16 protein-coding genes are annotated in these 22306 nt (G+C 66.9%); 8 read left to right on the top strand and 8 right to left on the bottom strand.

All coding sequences use genetic code 11. The annotated features are described in order from the left end of the window. Positions 1-389: 389 nt before the first annotated feature. From eno to U0177_RS02045, 6 genes are all read right to left on the bottom strand, one after another. Positions 390-1676 carry a phosphopyruvate hydratase gene (gene eno, locus U0177_RS02020; RefSeq protein WP_409568905.1) on the bottom strand — a complete coding sequence of 429 codons (1287 nt, stop codon included), beginning with the start codon at positions 1674-1676 and terminating at the stop codon, positions 390-392. A 105-nt stretch (positions 1677-1781) separates the two neighbouring features. After that, complete coding sequence (locus U0177_RS02025) at positions 1782-2852, bottom strand: phosphotransacetylase family protein (protein ID WP_409568906.1); 1071 nt, start codon at positions 2850-2852, stop codon at positions 1782-1784. A gap of 80 nt (positions 2853-2932) precedes the next feature. Continuing rightward, a complete protein-coding gene (acs, locus tag U0177_RS02030) occupies positions 2933-5026 on the bottom strand; it encodes an acetate--CoA ligase alpha subunit (RefSeq protein WP_409568907.1) in 2094 nt (697 codons plus the stop codon). A 252-nt stretch (positions 5027-5278) separates the two neighbouring features. Beyond that, on the bottom strand, positions 5279-5818 hold the full coding sequence (locus tag U0177_RS02035) for a GTP-binding protein (protein WP_409568908.1): 540 nt from the start codon (positions 5816-5818) through the stop codon (positions 5279-5281). A 338-nt stretch (positions 5819-6156) separates the two neighbouring features. Next, positions 6157-6705, bottom strand: a complete 549-nt coding sequence (locus tag U0177_RS02040) for a protoglobin domain-containing protein (RefSeq protein ID WP_409568909.1) — start codon at positions 6703-6705, stop codon at positions 6157-6159. A 148-nt stretch (positions 6706-6853) separates the two neighbouring features. Then, the gene (locus U0177_RS02045) at positions 6854-7225 is read right to left on the bottom strand and encodes a roadblock/LC7 domain-containing protein (protein WP_409568910.1); all 372 of its coding nucleotides are present in this window, start codon (positions 7223-7225) and stop codon (positions 6854-6856) included. Positions 7226-8181: 956 nt separating this feature from the next. Between U0177_RS02045 and U0177_RS02050 the strand changes: the two genes are divergently transcribed. From U0177_RS02050 to U0177_RS02085, 8 genes are all read left to right on the top strand, one after another. Further along, positions 8182-9336 carry an ATP-binding protein gene (locus U0177_RS02050; protein ID WP_409568911.1) on the top strand — a complete coding sequence of 385 codons (1155 nt, stop codon included), beginning with the start codon at positions 8182-8184 and terminating at the stop codon, positions 9334-9336. Continuing rightward, positions 9308-10141, top strand: coding sequence for a response regulator transcription factor (locus U0177_RS02055; RefSeq protein ID WP_409568912.1), 834 nt, complete (start codon positions 9308-9310; stop codon positions 10139-10141). The genes U0177_RS02050 and U0177_RS02055 overlap by 29 nt, the downstream gene beginning before the upstream one ends. 65 nt (positions 10142-10206) lie before the next feature. Beyond that, positions 10207-11229: a BTAD domain-containing putative transcriptional regulator gene (locus U0177_RS02060; protein ID WP_409568913.1), complete on the top strand. Its 1023-nt coding sequence runs from the start codon at positions 10207-10209 to the stop codon at positions 11227-11229. 233 nt (positions 11230-11462) lie between these two features. After that, the gene (locus tag U0177_RS02065) at positions 11463-11696 is read left to right on the top strand and encodes a helix-turn-helix domain-containing protein (RefSeq protein WP_409568914.1); all 234 of its coding nucleotides are present in this window, start codon (positions 11463-11465) and stop codon (positions 11694-11696) included. A 209-nt stretch (positions 11697-11905) separates the two neighbouring features. Next, on the top strand, positions 11906-15139 hold the full coding sequence (locus tag U0177_RS02070; RefSeq protein ID WP_409568915.1) for a protein kinase domain-containing protein: 3234 nt from the start codon (positions 11906-11908) through the stop codon (positions 15137-15139). 27 nt (positions 15140-15166) lie between these two features. Next, positions 15167-18388 carry a hypothetical protein gene (locus U0177_RS02075; RefSeq protein ID WP_409568916.1) on the top strand — a complete coding sequence of 1074 codons (3222 nt, stop codon included), beginning with the start codon at positions 15167-15169 and terminating at the stop codon, positions 18386-18388. Between the two features lie 31 nt (positions 18389-18419). Continuing rightward, entirely contained in the window at positions 18420-19004 is a 585-nt protein-coding gene (locus U0177_RS02080; protein ID WP_409568917.1) for a hypothetical protein, read from the top strand. A 5-nt stretch (positions 19005-19009) separates the two neighbouring features. After that, positions 19010-20137: a metallophosphoesterase family protein gene (locus U0177_RS02085; RefSeq protein WP_409568918.1), complete on the top strand. Its 1128-nt coding sequence runs from the start codon at positions 19010-19012 to the stop codon at positions 20135-20137. A 107-nt stretch (positions 20138-20244) separates the two neighbouring features. Here U0177_RS02085 and U0177_RS02090 read toward each other — a convergent pair whose 3' ends face one another. Together U0177_RS02090 and U0177_RS02095 are read right to left on the bottom strand one after the other, a co-directional pair. Further along, positions 20245-21114: a CheR family methyltransferase gene (locus tag U0177_RS02090; protein WP_409568919.1), complete on the bottom strand. Its 870-nt coding sequence runs from the start codon at positions 21112-21114 to the stop codon at positions 20245-20247. A gap of 369 nt (positions 21115-21483) precedes the next feature. Beyond that, positions 21484-22113 (bottom strand): CheB methylesterase domain-containing protein, encoded by a 630-nt coding sequence (locus tag U0177_RS02095; protein WP_409568920.1) that lies wholly within the window; start codon positions 22111-22113, stop codon positions 21484-21486. Positions 22114-22306 lie beyond the last annotated feature (193 nt).

Here is a 22306-nt window from a genome sequence, read left to right on the forward strand (position 1 = left end):
TGGCGACCGAGTAGGTAATACCGCATCCGGCTGATCTCGTGCTGTTTGGCGGGGGCTTGGGGCGGCCTCGCCGCCCCCGAAATTTCTTTTGCAACGCCCTGCTTGGCGAAGCTGGCCAGGCATCGCAAAAAGAAATAGGGCAGATGCAGCTGGCGCCCTCTGCCTTCGGCAGAGCGGCACTTTCCTTTTGGGCGTGTCCATTTTCCGCGCGGAGCGCGGAAAATGGACACACGATGATCAAAAAGTACCGTGCTGCCGCAGGCAACATACATGGCTTCGGGAAGCCGAACGGCGCAACTGCGTTTGTTCTAAAGAAGGTGATCAGACGGATCTGGTACAAAGCAGGTGCTGCCGCCTGCAGCATGCTGGAGCGGAGGCCGGGCGGCGCGCTAGCGCTTGACGTTAAAAGCCGCGCGGCCGGCGAACACGGCCACGTCGCCCAGCTCTTCCTCGATCCGCAGCAGCTGGTTGTACTTCGCCACGCGGTCGGTGCGCGCCGGCGCGCCCGGCTTGATCTGGCCGGCGTTTGTCGCCACCACCAGGTCGGCGATCGTCACATCCTCGGTTTCGCCCGAGCGGTGCGAGACAATCGCCGTCCAGCCGGCGCGCTGGGCCATGCTGATCGCGTTCAGCGTCTCGGTGAGCGAGCCGATCTGGTTGAGCTTGATCAGGATCGAGTTGGCCGCGCGCTCTTCGATGCCGCGCTTGAGGAACTTCACATTCGTCACCAGCAGGTCGTCGCCCACCAGCTGCACTTTGTCGCCGATGCGCTCGCGCAGCAGCTTCCAGCCCTCCCAGTCGTTCTCGGCCAGGCCGTCTTCGAGCGAAATGATCGGGTAGCGGCCGACGATATCGGCCCAGTATTCGACCATCTCGGCGCTGCTGAGCGCGCGGCCCTCTTTCGCCAGGTGGTACTTGCCGCCCTCGTAGATCTCGCTGGAGGCTGGGTCCATCGCCAGCATCACCTGCTCGCCAGGGGTGTAGCCGGCGCGCTGGATGGCCTCGACGATCACCTCCAGCGCCGACTCGTTGGTTGGCAGGCTAGGCGCGAAGCCGCCCTCGTCGCCGACATTGGTGCCCTGGCCGCGGTCGTGCAGCACCTTCTTGAGGCTCTGGTAGATCTCGGCGCCCCAGCGCAGGCACTCGCGGAAGCTAGGCGCGCCAACCGGCATCACCATAAACTCCTGGAAATCGGTGCTGTCTTGGGCGTGCTTGCCGCCGTTGAGGATGTTCATCATCGGCACCGGCAGCACGTGCGCGTTGACGCCGCCGATGTAGCGGTAGAGCGGCAGCCCCGTGGCCGTGGCCGCGGCTTTGGCGCAGGCCAGCGACACGCCCAGAATGGCGTTGGCGCCGAGCTTGCTCTTGGTCTCGGTGCCGTCAAGCGCGATCAGCTCGCCGTCGACCCCGACCTGGTCGGCGGCGTCGAGGCCGACCAGCGCCTCGGCGATCGTGGTGTTGACATTCTCGACCGCCTTGAGCACGCCTTTGCCGCCGTAGCGCTTTTTGTCGCCGTCGCGCAGCTCGATCGCCTCGTGCTCGCCAGTTGAGGCGCCCGATGGCACGATCGCGCGCCCGACGTCGCCGCTCTCCAGCTGCACATCCACTTCCACCGTCGGGTTGCCGCGCGAGTCGAGAATTTCGCGCGCGACAATTGCCTCGATTATGGTTGACATAATCACTCCTATACTAACCCATCGATATTCAGCATAGCGGGCTTATTATGGCGCAAGAATGCCAGCAGCTCGGTGGTACCTCGCTGCCGCTACGTTGCGATCTCGCTACCCGACCACCAGGCCCAGCTCGTCGTAGAGGCGCGCGAAGTCGAAGTTCTGGTCGAGCAGCTCGGTGAAGCGGGCGATCTTGGCGTCTTGCTTGAAGCGCACGTGCCCGAAGATGCCCTCGGCGCGCTCGACCGTCGTGAGCGTATCGTCGGTCACCAGGATGATCGGCACCTCGCGATCTTCGGCGCGGTCGAGCACGGCCGGCGCGGGGCGGATATTGCCCGTCAGCACCAGCGCCGAGGTCGAGGTTTCGAGCGCGGCCAGCTGCAGGTCGATCCGGTCGCCGCCGGTGAACACCGCCTTGTTGGTGCGGCGGCGAAAGTGCGAGAGCGCGGCATCGGCGCCCATAGCGCCGATCAGCAGGTGCTCGATCAGCTTGTTGCTCCAGGCCGGGTTGCCAATCAGCTGGCCGCCGAGGTGCTCGTGCAGGTCGGCCACCGTCACGCCGGCCAGCTGCGGGTCTTGCGTCAGGGTTGCGAACACGGGAATGCCGCGCTTTTCGAGGAATGGCACCAGCCGCGCGCGCACGAAATCGAGCTGCGGCTCGTCGATGCTGTTGATCAGCACGCCGAGCAGCCGATCACCGAGGTAGCGCTGCACGGCCAGGATGGCGTCGAGCGCGAGCGTGGTGCGGTAGCGCGTGATCAGCAGCACCGGCGCCTGCAGCATATCGGAAACCTGGTCGGCCGAGAGATCCACCAGCGAGCCCTCGGCCCAGTGGTTGGCGCCCTCGAGGATCACCAGGTCTTTATCGCGCGAGACGCTCAGGTAGGCCTCGTTCAGGCGCTTGGCGAAGTCGACGCCCTGGCCGCGGATGATGCTCTCGACGACGCGCTGTGTCACCAGCACCGGCGTGAGCTTCTCGAGCGGGTCGGTCAGGCCGAAGTGCTTGCGGATGAACTCGGCGTCTTCGTCGAGCACGGCGCCCTCAGTGCGCGTCACCGAGACGCTGACCGGCTTCATGTAGCCAGCGATCAAACCGTCGCGCCGCGCCCGGTCGAGCAGGCCGACGCAGGTGGCGCTCTTGCCGACGAACGTCTCGGTTGAGGCGACGTAGAGGGTGGCCATAGCTCTGTTCCTTTTGGATTGTGGATTTTGAATTTTGGAATACCGGAAGCCAAAATCCGAAACCCGAAATCGAAAATCGGCTAGCTCTGCAAAATGATCCGCGCGTCCAGCACGATCGCGCCCTCGCCCTGGTTATGGATCACCAGCGGGTTGATGTCCATCTCCACAATCTCGGGAAAGTCGGTCACCAGCTGCGACACGCGCAGCACGATCTCTTCGGCGGCGGCCAGGTCGGCCGGTGGCTCGCCGCGTACGCCCTTGAGCAGCGGGAAGGTGCGGATGGCGCGGATCTGCTCGCGCGCCTCGTCGCGGCTGATCGGCGCCAGGCGGAAGGCCACGTCTTTGAGCACCTCGACATAGATGCCGCCCAGGCCGAACACCACCAGCGGGCCGAACTGCGGGTCGCGGCTCACGCCGACCAGCACCTCGCGGCCCTTGCGCACCTGCTCTTGCACCAGCACGCCCGCAATCGTCGCCTCGGGGTTGTACTTACGGGCGCGGTACTCGATCAGCTCGTAGATATCGCGCGCGGTCGCCGCGTCGGGCACGCCCACCTTGACGCCGCCGATATCGCTCTTGTGCAGAATATCCGGCGACGAGATCTTCATCACCACCGGGAAGCCCAGCTGGCCGCCGATCGCGGCGGCCTCGTCGGGCGAGCGCGCCAGACGCGATTGGGGCAGGCGCATGCCATAGGCCTCGATCACATCGCGCGCGTCGAGCTCGCCCAGCTCGACGCGCCCGCTGGCGCGGACGCGCGCGAACACCTCGCGCACGCGCGCGGTGTCGACGTCGAAGCGCGCATACTCGCCGGCCGGCCGCTCGCTCCACTCGCGCTGGCGTGCCATCGCGCGCAGCGCGGCGATTGCCCGCTCGGGGAAGGCGTAGTTCGGGATGCGGTGCGTGTTCAGCAGCCGCAGCGCCGGCCCCAGGCTGGCCGCGCCCATGTAACTTGCCACCACTGGCTTGCCCTGGCCGGCCGCCAGCTCGGCGATCACCTGCGCCGTGGCCTCGGGCTCGCTGCCGGCCTGCGGCGTAAACAGCACCAGCACCGCGTCGACGTTTGGGTCGGCCAGCGCCGCCGCCAGCGCCACGCGGTAGCGATCGGCGCGCGCGTCGCCGATCACGTCGATCGGGTTGAACACGCTGGCGGCCGGCGGCAGGTCGCGCTGCAGGCGCTCGATCGTCGCAGGCGCGAACTGCGCCAGCGCCAGGCCGCTGCGCTCGGCCGCGTCGGTGGCGATGATCCCCGGCCCGCCGGCATTGGTGACGATCGCCACGCGCCGGCCGCTGATCGGCGGCTGATAGGCAAACGCCAGCGCGTAGTCGAACAGCTCTTCCATGGTATTGGCGCGCAGGATGCCGCTCTGGCTGAACGCGGCCTCGTAGGCGTTCTCCGAGCCGGCCAGCGAGCCGGTGTGCGACGAGATCGCGCGCGTGCCGGCCTGGGTGGTGCCGCTCTTGATCGCGATCACCGGCGTGTGCTTGGTCACCTCGCGTGCGGCCGCGATAAACGCCGCGCCGTCGCCGATGCCCTCGAGGTACGCCAGGATCACGCGGTTGGCCGCGTCGCCGCCCCACTCGCGCAGCAGCGCGACTTCGTCGACGTCGGCCTTGTTGCCCAGGCTCACGAAGCGCGAGAAGCCGATGCCCTCGCTCTTGCTCCAGTCGAGGATTGCGGTACACAGCGCGCCCGACTGCGACATAAACGCGATCTGGCCGGGGCTGGGCATCAGCGCGGCGAACGAGGCGTTCAGCCGGCTGATCGTATCGATCACGCCGAGGCAGTTCGGCCCGACCATGCGCATGCCGTAGCTGCGTACCAGCTCGGCCAGCTTGCGCTCGCGATCTTTCCCAGGCCCGCCAACCTCTTTGAAGCCGGCGCTGATCACCACCAGGCCGCGCACACCTTTTTTGCCGCACTCATCGGCTACCGCTAGCACCGCCGCGGCTGGCACCACAATCACTGCCAGGTCGATCGGTTCGGGTACCGCCGCGATCGATGGGTAGGCTGGGAAGTTGAGCACGTGAGAGGCAGTTGGGTGAATTGGGATGATGCGGCCGGGAAAGCCGTTATCTGCTACATTGCGGAGCACCCGATGCCCCAGTTTGGTAGGATCTGGCGAAGCGCCGACGATGGCGACGGACTGCGGGGCGAAGATCGCCTCGAGCATCAGCCAATCTCCAGTTTAAGCTATAAGGGTTGTACCAGCGCCTATGATACTAGATTGTGTGGATCTGGGCAAGCGCATAAAAAATGGAGGCTGCCCCCACGTTGGCGCTGTTTCCAGTTCCTTCGTGAGAGCAGCACTCCCGCCCGCAACAGTAATGTACCACTACGAGGTGACAGCACAATGACATCCGGGCGAATTTCGGCTAAACGTTTTGTTAGAATCCGGTTGAATTTCCTCGGCCTGCTCGATTTCTCAGGCGTGCCCGGCCGCGCGCACGGCGATCTCGCCAAGCAGCGCCACAATCACGCTCATACAGCTCGCGCGATCGGTGGCGACGCATGGCACGATCGGCACGCTGGCGGGCAGCTGCAGCTGCTCGCGCACGGCGCTGGCCGTCAGCGCCTCGGGGTCGTCCTGCTTGTTGGCGGCAACCACGAACGGCGCGTGGGTGATCTGCGCGAAGCGCGCCATGAGCCGCTGGGTCTCGGCAAACTGCGCGGGCTGGCAGCTGTCGACCATCACGACATAGCCGTGGCTGCCCTCGCTCAGCAGCTCCCACATATAGTCGAAGCGCTCCTGGCCGGGCGTGCCGAAGATATACAGCGCGAGGCACTCGGAGAGCGCGGTTTTGCCAAAATCAAGTGCGACGGTGGTTTCCGGCTTGAGCTCCAGCTCGCCGGCCTGCGTCACTTCGTACTCGGTTGAAACCGTCTCGATATCGCTCAGCGAGCGGATGAAATGGGTTTTGCCGGCGGCATACGCGCCGGTGATCACAATCTTGAGCACCTGCATGGATGCACCTTCTTTATGTTTAGAGGCTGTTTAAAAGGGGTGCGCGAGGGGCTATGCCCCTCGCACTTCCCTGCTGCCGCAGGCTGCAATCTCGTAGCTTGAGGAAGCCGAGCAGCGCAGCTGCGTAGGCCGTAACGCTATAGCGTCGCGCCGGCGCGTGGCGCGCCGGCGCGGTAGTTGTCGAGCGAATGCGCCGTGGCGCTGGCGTGCGCCAGGCCCGGCATAACGATTCGCCCCTGGCCCGGCAGAGCGGGCAGGGGCGATCACATGGCACTATTCGCGCATATTTCAAGCGCGCAATACCCAACGGCTGCTTGGCGAGCGTGGCGCCAGGCTGCCTACTGGCCCGAGATCAGCAGGCGTGCCAGGCGCTCGCCGCCGACGAACTCGGCCAGGTGTGCGAGCTGGTTTTCCTCGTAGGCCTGGTTGAAGATCGCCACATCGATCGACAGCACCTTGCGAAAGGCGGTGACGGCCTGCTCGGGCTGGTTGCTCTGCCGCGCCAGCTCTTCGCCGAAGGGCATGATCACGTCGAGCATCGCCAGCGGGTAGCGCACCGGCAGGCCGACCTTGACGTGTGTCTGGCCGATGGCGATGCGCTTTTTGGCATACTCCTCGTCGTACTGGCCGCTGAACAGATCGCAAAACCAGTTCCCGACCATGGCGTGTAGGTGGTCCATGGGCGCGCCCTCGAGGTACTCGGCCGTGTTGCTATGCGCAAACAGGCGCGCGTAGAATGCCTCGGTCATTTTCGGGGCGACGGCCTTGGCCTTGCCCTGGAGGCTGCTGAGCAATGCGCGCTCGTGGCTCGTAAGATCTATCAGCGAGATCAGCTCAGCGGCCGTGCTCAGGCCCTTGATCTGCCAGCTGGATCGACTCTGTGACATTGCGTATTTCTCCTGGTTCTTCAATGGTGAGTGTAGCGTAGGAGCGTAGGTGCGTATTGAAGCGATCGTGCGGATCGGCCCGGCGCCGCGTAGCGGCAAGCTTTAGCTGCCGCCGGCATAGCCGCGGGCACAGGCCGACCGCACCGCGCTAGAGCGCCCGGCCGATCGCGGCGGCGGCATCGCGCGCTTCGATCATCACGATGCCCAAGGCCGCGCCCTGGCGCATGTTCACCGCCAGCAGCGCCTGCTCGCCGGCCGGCAGCACCATCAGCAGGCCGTTGTCGGCGCGAATGATCGACTCCTCGGCCTGGCCGATCTTCAGATCATTCGACACGCGCTTGCTCACGCCGATCAGCGTGGCGGCGGTGGCGCCCATGCGATCCGCGTTGATCTCGCTCGACACGCGCGCCGCCAGCACAATACCATCGGTGCTGACAGCCACCGTGCCGGTGACATCGCTTCCGGCGTTCGACGACAATCGGTCCAGCACTGCCATAATCTGCTCGAGACGAGTTGCCATAATGATTTCCTTTCATCCTACTGCAAAAAATAGAGAGAAGACATATGTTGCGCAACGTAGTGTCGCGGCTCGGATACGAATAAAGTGTACACACGGCCAAGCCGGCCATCCACAACCAGATCGTAATAAATAGCTGATCAATTAATTGCGTTATTTGCGCCACTTAGGCGGCCGGCGTTTTGCTTTTGGCAGCAAGTTTCGCCGGGCTGGTGTTGATGTTTGGCCGTGCGGCGATCGATAGTAGCGAATCTGCCGTATTGTGCGCAATAGTACGCTCGAGCTGTGTATTACCGAGTTTTAATCTTCAATGCAAAAAAAGGTTTATATTTCCCTGCGTTACTGCCAGGATAAATCACCGTTATATGATATTATTAGACACGAACATTTACGAACCGAATTACCTTGCATGGCCGATATGAGATTGTTTCATGAAATCTTGTACCGCGAGCACAGCTTGCCGTATGGGATGTGGCGTATGGCTCCGGCGAATTTCGCTGTGGATGGTATCGTTTGTGCGGTAGGAAGCTGCTGGGGAAGCTATAGTTGTGATGGAGTGAAGCCCTTTTAATAGCTTTGCGGCGGCCAGCTCGCGCGCGAAGCTCGATACGGTGAACCAACCTACCACGCTACGTCGGCGCCGGGCGCCAGAGAACTTCGGCAACGGAGTGCGTGCCCGATGCTTGCGATAGCCCCGACAATGTTCACCGCCGTGGCACCCTGGAGTGCCTCCTTCCCTTGTATGTAAGGAATTGGCTTACAATTCCCGGTAACAACCTCATATCTGCCTCAAGCCACGCTTTACACCGCTGCGCTGTTGCACGAGCATGTGGCGAAGTAAGCGTTTCTGGCTCCATATCGGCTCTACAGCCGTAGCACTCACCAGCCTCAAGCTGTTCGTAGCTTCGTCTCCCAAATTTTCGGCCACACTTTCGGCACTCCTCGCGCGGATCATCAGCTTGCAATTGCCAGGATTTTTCGGCGCTCGGCTGCAGCCTGCGCGCCGCTTCGCCGCGCTGCGCGCGTGGCTCGCCGGCCGGCTGGCCGAAGACGCCGCCGCGCCGCAGCCAGGCCACGAGCTGCTGCCGGCGCTGTTCGATCAGCTGCCCGACAAACTTGTGCTGCTGGATGCCGAGCAGCGCATTCTGATGGCCAACACAGCCTTTAGCGAGAGCATTCTCGGCCGGCCGCCTGCGGCAGCGGTTGGCCTGTGCCTCCCCAGCATCCTGCGCGAGCTTGGCGCCTCGGCCGTGCAGCGGCCGGGGGCTGAGCCTGCCGAAGCGCTGGCGGTGGTGCCGGCGCCGGGTGGCGCCGGGCGCGCGTATATCGTCGAGCGCTCGGCCGTGGCAGGCGCCGCGCTGCTCGAGCGCTGGCGCGACGCGCCGCCCCACGCGACGCCGCAGCACCAGCTGCCGCTGTACGGGCAGATCGCGCTGGTTGCCCAGCGCGTCGCCAGCGTGGTGCACGAGGCCAGCAACCCGCTGCAGAACGTGCGCAGCTGCCTCGATCTTTCCAGAGAAAGCGGCGATCTGGCAGGCGCCGCCGAGTACCTCGCGCTGGCGAGCAGCGAGCTCGATCGCGTTCCCGAGATCCTCGGCCGCCTGCGCGCGATCTACCGCCCGCCGCAGCTGCGCTGGGAGCCGACCGACCTGAACAAGCTGATCGTCGTGCTGCACCACCTCGTCGCCCGCCAGCTCGCGGCGCGCGACGTCGAGATCCAGCTCGACCTTGCGCCCGACCTGCCGCCGCTGCCCGCCCAGCCCGAGCCGCTGCGCCAGGTGCTGCTGAACCTGCTGCTCAACGCGCAGCAGGCTATGCCGGCGGGCGGGCGCATTCGCATAGCCACAGCCCGCGACGCAGCCCGGCAGGCCTGCGTCATCCGCGTGGCCGACACCGGCACCGGTATCGCGCCCGAGCAGCTCGCCCGGATCTTCGAGCCCCGCGCCAGCGCCTACGCGCCGGGGCCTGGCCTGTACCTCAGCAAGCGCGTGATCGAGCAGCACCATGGCTCGATCGACGTATCGAGCACTCTGGGAATTGGTACCACTGTATTGATTTCGTTGCCCTGGCCCAAGGAGAAATACGATGAGCAAAGCAACCGTGCTGATAGTTGACGATGAGCTGCTGGTGCGCCGGCTGCTGGCCGAGATGCTCGGCCGCGCCGGCTACAACGTCGAGCTGGCGAGCAGTGGCGTCGCCGCGCTCGAGCGGCTGCACCAGCCTGGGATCGACCTGCTGCTGCTTGATCTGCGGCTTGGCGAGATCGACGGCGTGCAGGTGATGGAGAAAGCGCGCCAGATCTGGCCGCAGCTGCCGATCATCATGCTGACGGCGCATGGCTCGCTGGCCAGCGCGATCGCGGCGGTGCGCTGCGGCGCGGCCGATTACCTGCTCAAGCCGATCAACGCCGACTTGCTGCGCGAGCGGGTGGCGTCGGTGCTGAGCAACTACAGCCAGCTGCGCCAGCGCGGCCAGCTGCTCCAGTCGATGTACTCGCAGTTTCAGTCGATCCTGCACAACGAGGGCCTGCTGCACGAGGCCGGCGCGCACGACCCGGCCCACGAGGCGCGCGGCCTGGTGTATGAAGCCGGCCCGCTGCAGATCGACGTCGACCGGCATATGGTGCTGATGCACGGCCAGCCGGTCGAGGTGACGCCCAGCGAGTTCGCGATACTGCTTGAGCTGCTCAGCCAGCCCGGCGCGGTGGTGCCATGCCTGCGGCTGACGCACGCGACCCAGACGGTGGCCGACGACGAGGAAGCCGCCCGCCAGCTGATCCGCCCGCATATCGTTCGGCTGCGCCGCAAGCTCGAGCCGAACCCGCAGGAGCCGCGCCACCTGATCAGCGTGCGCGGGGTTGGCTACCGCTGGATCGCCGACCCGGTCGGGGCGGCGGTGGCGCAGTTTGTATTTGCCTGATATGCGGCGACGCGGTGGCGCCGGCGCGGAGCTGGCGCGATCGACGGCGCGACGGAGCATTGGCTATGCCCGACTTCCACGATACCCTGGCACGCCTCTACCTGCCGCTGCTGTGCAACTCGCAGAGCGAGGTGCGCCGGCAAGCCTACGCGCTGCTTGTGAGTACCTACGGCCCGCAGGCGCTGCCGGCCTTGCGCGAGCTGCTGAACGACCCCGATGCGCGCACGCGCACGCAGGTGCGCCAGAGCCTGCACGCGATCGCGGCGCTCGACGCCGATGCCGCGCCGCCGCGCGAGCGGCATATGCAGATCAGCTGCCTGGGCGGGCTGCGGGTGGCGCTGGGCGAGCGCGTGATCCAGCCGCACGATTGGATGCAGCGCGACGCCGGGCGCGCCGGCTGGCGCAAGGTTCAGGGCGTGTTCGCCTACCTCGCCGACCGGGGCTGGCGCGGCGCGAGCCGCGCCGAGCTGGGCGCGGCGGTGTGGGGCGGCGATGTCAGCCCTACCAGCCTTTCGCGCACGCTGACCGCGCTTCGCCAGATGTTGCTCGACGCCAGCGACGCGCAGTTTGTCGCTCGCGCGCTGGTTGTGACACGCGAGCAGGTGCTGCTGCTGCCCGAGTGCTACCACTCCGACGTGCAGGTGTTCGAGCATATCTTTCAGTTGGCCTGCGTCACCGAGAGCGAGCACGACCTGGCCGCCGCAGTGCCGCTGTATAGCCGCGCCGTGCAGCTGTATGCCGGCCCGTACCTGGCCGATGTCGCGCTGGACTGGGAGTGGCTGGAGCGCCGGCGCGATCATTACACGACCAGCTTCCTGATTGCCGCCGAGCGGCTGGCCGAGCACGCCTTCGGCGAGCGCCGCTACCACCAGTGCATCGCCATCTGCCGCCGCGCGCTCGACGCCGACGAGACGGCCGAGGAGATCCATGTGTGGCTGCTGCGCGCGTACGCGCGCCTGCACCAGTATTCCGACCTGACGCATACCTACCGGCGCTATGTGCAGGTGTCGACGCTCGCGCGCCAGGACGGCGACGCCGAGCACGACCAGGTCGTCCGTACCTACCACGAGCTGACCGCCAGGTGCTGATCGGTTGGCCGTTAGAGCCTGTCTGAAGCGAAATCGCTCCAAACCACCATTTTCAGACAGTTTCTCGGAATGCAAGGCATGATGACACGCTAATCATACGCAGGTGAACGCAATGTTATCGCTGCCGAAAAATGGCCGAAATAGCGCCATATACTTGTGTATGACGAGCTAAGCAGGGTAATGTTCGCGTAAATGCGCTCATAGATACAGAAATACTCTCACGAGGTGCTCCAATGGCTGAAATGAAATCGCTGCCGGAAGTATTGACGGTAGGCGAAGTCGCGACATATTTGCGCGTCAGCGAGACAACCGTGTGGCGATGGTGTAGCAACGGGCGGCTGCCGGCCTTCCGCATCGGCCGCAGCTGGCGCGTGCGCCGCAGCGACCTTGAGCTGAACATCGACCGCGCGTTTCCCGACGCCGATCTGCCGGGCTACGACGCGCTCTCGGCGCCGGGCGCGCAATAGGCGTATCGCCTGGCCCGCGCCGCACCATCCGGTCGTTACCGATGATTCAAAATACGCGCTGGGCGTTTTGCCTTCGGCAGAGCAATTCTTTTCTTTTATGGTGCAGAGGTGTTGGCGCCGAGCGCAAAAACCTCTGCACCGAAGGCTGCCGCAGGCCGAACCAGCCCGCCTCGCGGGCAACCGCGTGATCGCTATACATGAGGAACATAATGCAAATAGGTGATGTTATTCAAGGCATTGCGAGCGAGCTGAGCGGGTACGCCTACCTGATCAACAAGGCGCTCGGCGTCCCTGGGCTGTTTGGCCAGGCGCTGCTTGGCCAGCGCACCGACACTGCCGAGGAAGTGGTGCTGAAAACCATGCGCGCCGACCGCTCGGCCGACGACCGCGAGCGCTTTTTCGAAGAAGGCCGTACTCTCACGCGCGTGGCCGCCGCCGAAGACCAGGCCGGCAGGCACTACGCCGTGCGGCTGCTCGATCAAAGCGCGCCCGAGGCGCCCGAGATCTTTCTGGTGCTCGAGCGCGCCACTGGCCAGAACGTGCTCGAAGACCTGGTCGACCCGGTCGTCGATTGGCAGAGCGCGCCGCTGGGCGAAGCCCTGGCGCTCGATATCGCCTGGCACTTCGCGCAGGCGCTGCGGCTCGCCCACCAGGCCGGCGTCTGCTACGACGATATGAAGCTCGACAACCTGTTCTGGAACCCGGCCCAGCCCGACGACCCGCTGCGCGTGATCGACTGGAATGTCACCAGCAGCGTGGCTGCGCGCGGCGGCGTGGCCGGCGACTGGGCGCGCTTTGGCGCGCGGCTGTACGAGCTGCGCACCGGCCAGCGCATTGGCGTGAGCTACGACGGCACCGTGCTGGGCGCCGGGCCGGGCGGGCCGATCTGGCAGGCGCTGCCCGAGGGCCTGCGCGACCTGATCGAGCAGGCGCTGGCCATGCGCTACACCGACGACGACGCGCTGCTGCGCGATCTCAGGCGCGAGCGCGAGCAGGCCGGCGCTGCCTGGCCCGAGCTGCTCGAGCGCGCCACAATCGCCGACGGCTCGGGCCAGGCGATCGAGGTGCTGGCGCCGGTGTCGCGGGCCGAGCGCCAGCTGCACGCCCTGCCGCCCGACGATGCCGAGCGCCAGGCTGGGCTGGCCACCTGCGCCGACCTGCGCCAGCGCGCGGTGGTGCGGCGCGGCATGGCCAGCACGCGCGCGCTCGAGTCGGCGCTGCAGTGCCTGGTGCGCAACGAGCCGCGGCTCGCGATCGAGCGCTTTCAGAAGGCCTACAACGAAACCGGCGCGCGCGATCCTCGCCCGCGCCGCTGGCTGTGGGTGGCGCAGCTCGCGGCCGAGCAGACCGAGCGCTACCGCGCGGTGCGCGCCAACCTCGATGCCGGAGTCGAGGCGCTGAACCAGCTCGACCTGCCGCTCGCCGCCGAGCGCCTTGGCCAGGTGTGCGCCTCCGACCTCGAGCTTGCGCCGGCGGCCTGGCTGCTTGCCGAGGCGACGGCGCTGGCGCAGGCTGCGGCTGCGCCCGAAAGCGCGATCGCCACGCTCGACCGGCTGCGCGATCTGTTCGAGCAGTTCCCCGATCTGAAGGCGCTGGCGCTCGACTTTCAGCGCCAGGCCGCCGCGCTCGAGCGCCGCCGGCAAGCGCTGCGGCACGAGCAAGAGCTGTGGGATGCCGCGCAGGCCGAGCTTGCCGCGGCGGCCCAGGCCGAGCGCGCCGAGGCGTACGAGCAGGGCATGCGCCACTGCGAGCGCGCGCTCGCGGCCCTGCACCAGCTGCTGATCGGCGGCTGTATGCCCGAGCGCGAGCCCGACGTGCGCGCCGCCCGCGACGCCGCCAGCGCGCAGCTCGAGTGGCTGACCCGCAACGCCCAGATCGCGCAGATCCCCACCCTGGCCAATAGCCCCGACCCGCGCCAGCGCCGGCTGGCCCTGGCGCGCGCCGAGCAGTTGGTGCCGACATGGGCCGCGCTGCCGCGCTTGCGCAAGCAGATCCGCCAGATCGACACCTGCCTGGCCGCGATCGGCCGCGCCCGCGCCGAGCCGCTGATCGCGCCGCTCGACCAGGCGATTGGCGCGATCGAGGCGCTCGATCGCCTTGGCGTGAAGCTCGACGCCGCCGGCGCCGACCTGCGCGCGACGCAGCGCGAGCTGGCCGACAGCCGCGCCGCGCTGGCCGACCAGCAGCACCGCGCCGAGATCCAGGCCGCCCGCGCGCTGCTCGGCGAAGCCCGCGACCTGCTGAACCACACCCGCTGCGACGACGCCCTGGCAATCCTGCGGCAGGCCGAGGCTCAGGCGCCCTCGCCTGCCGTAAGCGCCGAGCTTGCCGGCGCGCTGAGCGAGGCCGAAAGCCTTCGCCAGCTGCTTGAGCGCGCCGCCGCCGAGCGCGCTGCCGTCGATACGGCGCTGGCCAACAACAACTTGCTCGCGGCCTGCCGCGCCGCCCAGCGCCTGGCGCATGCCTACCCGCAGCTGCCGAGCCTGGCTGGCATGGCCGCCGAGATCGAGCTGAGCTTCTGGCGGCAGGTGGTTGTGGCGGCCAAGCACCTCGCCGCCGAGTTTCAGCAGCTCTCGCTGCGCCAGGCCACCGGCGCGGCCGTGCGCGCGCTCGAGGTGCGCGCCGCCGATCTGCTGGTGCTGCGCCAGAGCGGCGAGCAGCTGGCTGCCCTCTCCGCACCGGTGCAGCAAGCCCTGCGCGCCGAGGTCGATCGCGCCTGCGCGGCGCTGGCGCTTGCCCAGGAGCACTGGCACCAGCGCCGCGCCGAAACCGTCGCCCAGCTGATGCAGTGGCTCGCGCAGGCCGAGGCGGCATGCGAGCGCGGCGATAGCGCGACACCGCTGGCCGTGCTTGCCGAGATCCGCTCGGCCTACCTGCCCGCCGACGCCGCCGAGCAGGGCCTCGAGGCCATCCAGGCGCACATCGCACGCCTCGATGGCGCGCTGGCCGAGCGCCGCGACCAGACCCTCGGCCAGCTGCACGACCTCGACCGCCGCATTGGCGACGCTTCGGCGATCGTCTGGCACGACGAGCTGGCCGAGATCGCGCGCTACGATGCCAGCCGCCTTGGCCCCGAGGCGCGCGCGGCCTGGGAGCAGGTGTGCGAGCGCGCCACCCGCCTGCGCCACGATGCCGAGCGCGTGCAGCGCCACGACCTTGCCGACATCGCCCGGCAGATTGGCGAGCTGAGCCACGGCGCCCAGGCTGGCACCCACGCGGCCAAGCAGACCGCCGAGCATGTCGAGCGTAGCCTCGCGCTGCTGCACGATGCCCTGCAGCAGCACTACGAGCACACATCGCACCAGCTCGCGCTGCTTCAGCAGGAAGATCGCCGCACCGCCGAAACCCTGCAGCTCTACCAGAAAATCTTTACACGCACGATGGCGGGCTTCTCGGTGATTGTGCTTGTGTTTCTTGTGCTTTCGATCACGCTAACCCGATGACATTGACCCGTAAGGAGCAACCTTATTATGAGCGATCTGCAAACACTTGTATCGCCGGCCGACGCCGGCCCGCCTGCTGAAGACCAGCCAGTGCGGATCGATGCGATCCAGCAGCGCGTGCACGAGCTGGCGAGCAAAGCACAAAGCTTTCTTGGGCGCCCAACCAACGCCAACTACAAGCAGGCCTTGGCGCTGTACGAGCGCATTCTGGGCTTTAGCGACATCAGCACCGAGCAGCGCGCCGAGTATGGCCGCCGCCTGGCCGAGGCGCGCGGCGCCTACGAGCAGTTCCGCGCGCAGTTCGGCGAGCTGACCACCGCCCGCCAGCTGCAGCGCGACGAGGTTGAGCTGATCGAGCTGCGCAAGCTGGTCAACGCCGGCGTCGAGATCGGCCCCGACGGCGAGGAGCTCGATCCGCAGTTCGACAAGCTGCTGGCCGTGGTGCGCGATAAGCTGCTGCGCCTGGCCCGCGAGCTGGCCGATCAGGCCGCCAAGCAGGCCGGCGACGGCATGGACTTTCTCGATCTTCAGCTGCTCGATGTCGCCATCGCTAGCTACGAGCAGGCCATCCGCCGCGTGCAGGGCGAAGAGATCCAATCGAGCGACACGTCGCTCGCAACCAGCGTCGCGATCATGGGCGTCAAAAGCCTGCTGCTCAACGAGGCCTCGCAGGGCGCGATCAAGAAGTACGAGCAGCAGGCCGGCCATCTGCGCGACGTGCGCCTGATCATCATGCGCGTCCGCCCGATCTACGAAGATGCCGACGCGAGCTTCCGCCAGGGCGATTACGCCCAGGCTGTGGCGCTGCTCGAGCTGGTGCACGAGCTCAGCAGCAAGCAGTTCAACAGCACCCTGCTCGAGGGGCTGGCGCGCCGCTCGGTGCAGCGCTGGGAGCAGGCGACCCTCGCCCGCGCCGATACGCTGCTCCAGTCGGCCAAGATCGCTGCCAGCCGTGGCGACTACGACCAGGTCGAAAAGCTTGTCGGCGAGCTGATCGGCCTTGAGCCGCACCTCGATACCGCCGCGCTCAAAGAGCGCAAGGCCCAGGCCGAAGATCTGGTGAAGCATCTCCAGGATACCGAGTGGAAGCTCCAGCAGCTGGTGAGCGAGTCGGGCCTGGCGCGTGTGCGCGGCGACCTCGCCGACGCCGAGCGGCTGGCGCGCGAGGCCCTGGTGCTGCGCTCGGGCCACCGGCCCGCCCAGCACGCCCTCGACAGCGTGCTGACGATTGTGATCAACAATGCCCTGCGCGGCGCCGAAGATACCCTGGCCGCCCCCGACGAGGCGCGCCTGCAATCGAGCCGCGATGCGCTTGAGCTGCAGCGCCAGTTTGTCGGCGAGATCAGCGAGCAGGCCGCGCGCCGCAAGCTGCTCGATCGGCTTGAAGATAGCCTGGCGCAGATCAAGCAGATGCTCGACCAGCAGCGGCAGATGAACGATCGCGAGAAGCAGGCCCAGCTGCTCGCCGAGCGCGCCCACAGCCAGGCGCAGCAAGAGCGCTACGCCGACGCGCTGGCGACATTCGCCGAGGCGCGCGCGCTTATTCCGCATAGCGCCTGGATCGACGCCCAGGAAAACGAGCTGCGCAACGTCTGGGCCAATGCGCTGCGCCAGCGCGCCCACGAGCTTATGGCCTCGGCGCCGCCGCATCCCGCCGCCGCGCTTGAGTGCCTGAACACCCTGCGCGGCATCGGCATGGAAGATGTCGGCAGCATCGAGCTGCGCCGCCGTGTCGAGTGGCACACCAACGGCGATCGCGGCATCTCTTATATCAACCAGGGCATGTTCACCGAGGCGATCGAGGCGCTGCTGCGCGCCGACCCGACCGACCCGGCGATCAAGAGCGCCCTCAGCTCGGCGCGCAGCAAAGAGGCCCAGCGCCTCATGAACCAGGGCCGCTGGAGCCCGGCGCTCGATGTGCTGCAGCAGATCGACCTGCCCGACGACGAGGCGCTGGCGCTCAGCAGCCGCGCGCGCGCCGAGCACCTGCTCGATCAGGCCCAGGGTTTCTTTAACCTGAAGGTGTTCGACGGCGCCGAGGCGCGCCTGCGCGAGGCCGAGCGCGAGCCGCTCGACGATATTCCCAACCGCGTGGCCCAGCTGCGCGAGCAGATCGCCGTGGCCCGCGACGTGTTTCGTAAAGCCCAGGCGCTGCACCAGCGCGCCCAGGAGTGCTACCGCCGCTACCGCACCTACACCAACCCCAACGACCTGCTCGAAGCTATCCGCATGCTCGACGAGGCGCTCGATCTGCACGATCTGCCGCTCGAAGACCGCCAGCGCATCACCATCCAGAAGCTGCGGGCCGACTACGAGCAGCAATACCAGGAGATCATCCTCGCCGAGCGCACGCGCCTGCTGGCCGACGGCGATCAGGCGCTGCAAGAAGAGCGTATGGATCGCATCCCCGATGCCATTCAGCGCTTCAAGGCCGTGCTGGCGCTTGCGCCCAACCACCAGGATATCGAGGCGCTGAGCCGGCTTGAGCGCGCGCATCACCTGCTGAAGCTTCACCGCGAGCGCCTGGCCGACGAGGCCACCCTGCTGCTCAACATGCGCAGCGCGCGCACCGGCCAGCGCGGCGTGCGCCTGGCCGACGTTCAGGCGCTGCTGCCGCGGCTCGAAAAAGCCCAGCAGATCGATCCCGAGGTGCACCGCGGCCTCAACGAGGCGATCATCGCGCTGCAGACAGCCGTGCGCGCCTACGCCGCCGCCACCGCCGATCTGCAGGCCGCGCGCACCAGCTGGGGCAGCGCCCGCCAGTCGGCTAATCCCGACTACGCCGGCGCCGACCAGGCGCTCCAGCGCGCGCTGCGCCACTTCGAGGGGCTGCCCTATACCCACCACGAGCTCGACCGCACCGACCCCGAGAGCTTGGTGCGCCAGATCGACGCCGATCGCGAGACCCACCGCACGATTCTGAACGCGAGCACCGCCGCCGCCAATGCCCTGGCCCGTGGCGATGTTGACGCCGTGGCGGCGGCCTTTGCCGAGCTGAGCCAGGCCGAAGAAGCCTGGCATGGCACCGAAGTCGCGCTCGCGAGCGGCCGCAGCTCCAGGCAGCCATCCGAGCGCTACCCGCAGCAATACACGCTGCTCCGATCGCTCTCCGAGCGGATCGGGCAGTTTGCCCAGCGCGAGCGCGAGGCCCCCGATATTCAGCAGCTGCGCGACGTGATCCAGCAGCGCATGGATCTCCAGCGCTTGTTTGAACGACTCGACCGTGAAAATCGCTTTGGCTTACGTTAAATCGGAGGAACAAATGCTTAACGAGATGTCTTTGCAGCTTGAACAGCTTGAGAGCTGGCAGCGCTCGCTTGAGGAGGCGCGCGGCCTGATCGCCGAGGCGGCGCTGGAGCTATCTACGGCGAAGCAATCGCAGATTCAGCGCCGCTGGGAGGATGCGGCGCAGAAGTTTCGCCAAGCGCACGCGCTCTACGAGGCCGCCCGCCAGAAGCTGGCGATGCTCGCGACGATCGACGCTACCACCTACCGCGCGCTCCAGGCGCTGCGCGACGGCGCCGCCGAGCTGCTGCAGCAGGTGCAGGCGGCGCTGAACGAGTTCGAGTCGGCGCGCTGGATCGAGGTGTGCGAGCGCAACATCGCGATCGCCTTCGATATTCAGCACCAGGCCGAGCAGGCGCTCTCGCAGCGCAACTACGACACCGCGCGCACCCTCGCGAACCAGGCTACCCACATGAACCCGGCGCTCCAGCCTGTGTCCGAGCGCACGATCCGCTCGGCCGTCGACCTCGCGCGCACAAATTCAAAAGTGCTGGTTGTCATCCTTTGCGTCATCTTGCTGGCGGTGGTGCTTGGGCTGCAGCTTGGGGCGAACCAGCAGGTTATTCCATCGTTGAGGTAGCCGCCATGCGTTATGCGATACTAAGCGATGTGCACGGCAATCTGCCCGCCCTGCAGGCCGTGCTCGATGACCTGGCCGGCCGCGCCGTCGATGCGCTGCTCTACCTCGGCGATGCGGTGGGCTACTACGCCGATAGCTGCGCCGTCGCCAAGCGGCTGGCCGAGTGCGTCGCGCCGCGCAGCTGCAGCGGCCTGGCCGCGCCCCAGCGGCCGTGGGTTGCCGGTAACCACGAGTGGGGCGCGATCGGCCGCCTGGCGCCGCAGCTGTTCAGCCCGGCGGCGCTGTTCGCGCTCAAGCATATTCGCGCCGATATGCCCGCCGCGACGCGCGAGCTGCTTGCCGGCCTGCCCGAGCGCCTCGAGATCGAGCTCGACGCCGGCCTCGCGGCGACACTCGTGCACGCTTCGCCGGCCGACCCAGTCGGCGCGACTGGCGCTGGCTATGTCGAGAATGGCGAGGATGCGCGCGAGGCGGCCCAGTTCTTTTCAACCCAGATCTGCTTGGTGGGCCATACCCACTGCCCGCTGATCTGCCGCGAGGCCGCCGAGCAGCGCCCCGGCCGGCCTCGCTGGGAAGCCGCCGAGATCTTCGACGATCGCCCGCCCGGCAACCGCCTGGTGTTCGGCAGCGAGCGCCTACTCTTCAACCCTGGCAGCGTTGGCCAGCCGCGCGACGGCGACCCGCGCGCTGCCTACGCAGTGCTCGACACTACGGCGCGCGCGTTTGAGCTGTGGCGCGTCGCCTACGATATTGCCGAGACGCAGGCACGCCTGCGCGCCTGGCTCAGCGATGCGCCCGCCGCGCTGCTCGATGCGCGCGGCGGCCTCGCCGAGCGCCGCCGCGTCGCGCGGCATTCAGCGGCACGGCCCGAAAATGGATACCACATTCGGCTGAGCACTTCTGCTGTACGGTGGGGCCCGGGCGCAGCGGCCCTCGCATTTCGGCAGGCCTGCTTGAAAAGGTGCGCGAGGCCGCCCTCGCACACTTCTTCGAGGGCGGCGGCCATATTCGCGGCCGCCACCCGCCAGAACAAGTGGAGGCTTCGGCGGAACTTTGTCCCTCCAAACCACCCTCAAACAGCTTGGTGTGCCGCGTTCCGTGGCGAAGCCGTGAGCAATACAGTTCATACGTGATCAAGCGAACAGTATCACAGCAACGTGTTTCAACAAAAAAGCAAGCCTGGGGCGGCTTCGTCGCCCCAGGCTTGCTTGTTGCCGGCCGCCGCAGCGCGCGGCCTGCGCTAGCCGCTTTTCAGCTCGGTGAAGAACGGCGCGTCGAGCGGCTTGCGGTACAGGATCGTCTTGGGGAAGTTATGCACCTCGAAGCGCTGGTAAATATCGGCCTGCGGCTCGGCGTGCCCCACAAACAGCCACCCGCCGGGAAACAGCGCGTCGTAGAACCGATCGATGATCTGGCGCGTCGTGGCCTCCTCGAAGTAGATCGTCACATTGCGGCACAAGATAATATCCTGCCCGTAGGTGCCGTTCAAGATCGCCGGGTAGCCTGGCTCGACCAGGTTCAGCCGCGCGAAGCTTACCATGTTGCGGATGCCGGCGCTGAGGCGCCAGCGGTTGTGCTCGGGGGTGAAGAACTGCTCGCGCAGCCGCTCGGGTGTGTCGCGGAACGACCAGCTGCCATACAGCCCGTCGCGCGCGCGCGCCAGAAACTGCGGGTTGAGATCGGTCGCAAGGATCGATACCTGCCAGCTCTCGGGATCCGGCAGGCTCTCGCCCAGCAGCATGGCCACCGAGTACGGCTCCTCGCCGGTTGCGCAGCCCGCGCTCCAGACGCGCAGCGCCCGCGTTTTGGCGCGCCGCTCGAGCAGCTCGGGGAGGATCTGCTCGCGCAGTACATCGAACTGCGCCTGGTTGCGAAAAAAATACGTCTCGCCGATCGTCAGGTGCGCCAGCACGATTTCCCAAGCCGCGCCACCTGCCTCGGCCTCGGCGTACAGCGCCGCCAGGTCGGGCAGCCGGCTGGCGTGGAGCGCCATGTTCAGGCCGTGCATCAGATCCATACGCTTGCGCTCGGGGTACGCTAGCCCGCAGCGGCTGCGCAGCAGATCACGAAATAATACATAGAGTTCGTCGCTGAGCTGCTCGTTGATCATATCCTATCTCAATAATAGGACTTACGCGGTGCGCGTTTTTGCCTTCGGCAGAGCGGTGCTTTTTCATGGATGGTGCTCAGATTGTGGCGCAAAGTGCCAACATCTGAGCACATAAAGAAAGCGAAGTACCATGCCGCCGCAGGCAGAACAAGCTCATGTCGCAAGCGACCGCGTAAGTCGTGTCAATTCGTAGCTGGGCGCCGCTGGCCGCGCCGGCGGCTGCGCGCTATGCCTAAAGCTGGGCGCTCTTCGCTGCTGTGCCGGCGTGCGGTTGTTCCGCGCGGGGCCTGTGCTGCCGCAGGCAAATGTGCCCGGTTGGGCGCCGAACCATACAGCTGCGCAAGCCATACAGCTTATCCCAGCGGCGAATCACGGCGCCATCTCTTGCCGGATCGCCTGGGCGATGTTCAGCAGCGGCTCGACTCGATCGACCGCTCCGGCGGCAACCGCCGCGCGTGGCATGCCATACACCACCGAGCTGGCCTCGTCTTGCGCCAGCGTCAGGCTGCCTGCCTCGTGCAGCATGCGGAACCCGCGCGATCCGTCGTCGCCCATGCCCGTCAGCACCACGCCGATCGCCATGTTGTGGTACGCCGCCGCAACCGTCTCGAACAGCCGGTCGGCCGAGGGGCAGTAGCGATCGGCGCTGGTGCCGGGCAGCAGCAGCACGATCCCCGGCCCGGCCAGCAGGTGCTGCCCGTCGGGCGCGAGGTAGACGTGCCCTGGCAGCAGCGGCTCTTCGTGCTCGGCCAGCTGGATGGTCAGCGGCGTCGTGCGATTCAGCCAGTCGACCATACCGCGCGCAAAGCCGCGGGCGATATGCTGTGCCACCAGGATCGGCAGCGAGAACTCGGGGCCGAGCTGCTGCAGAATGCTCTGCACCGCCGATGGGCCGCCGGTCGAGGCTGCGATCGCCAGCACCTGCGGCTGCGCGCGGATCGGCCGGATCGGCAAGGCGCTCGCTTGGCGTGGCCTGGCTCTAGGGTTGCGCTTGCTCATGCGCTCATCCATCTTATGGCTTACGCAGTTGGCGCGCTCGGCCTTCGGCAGGGCGGTACTCGCCTCTGTGTCGGTGTGCGGCTGTTCCGCGCGGAGCATGTGCTGCCGCAGGCAAACCTGCCGCATTGCGGGAGCCGAATTATGCAACTGCGTAAGTCCTACATCTATACCATTACGGGCCTACGCGGTGGGG

It is taken from the genome of Kouleothrix sp., from assembly GCF_046328425.1.
In the GTDB taxonomy this organism is placed as follows: domain Bacteria; phylum Chloroflexota; class Chloroflexia; order Chloroflexales; family Roseiflexaceae; genus Kouleothrix.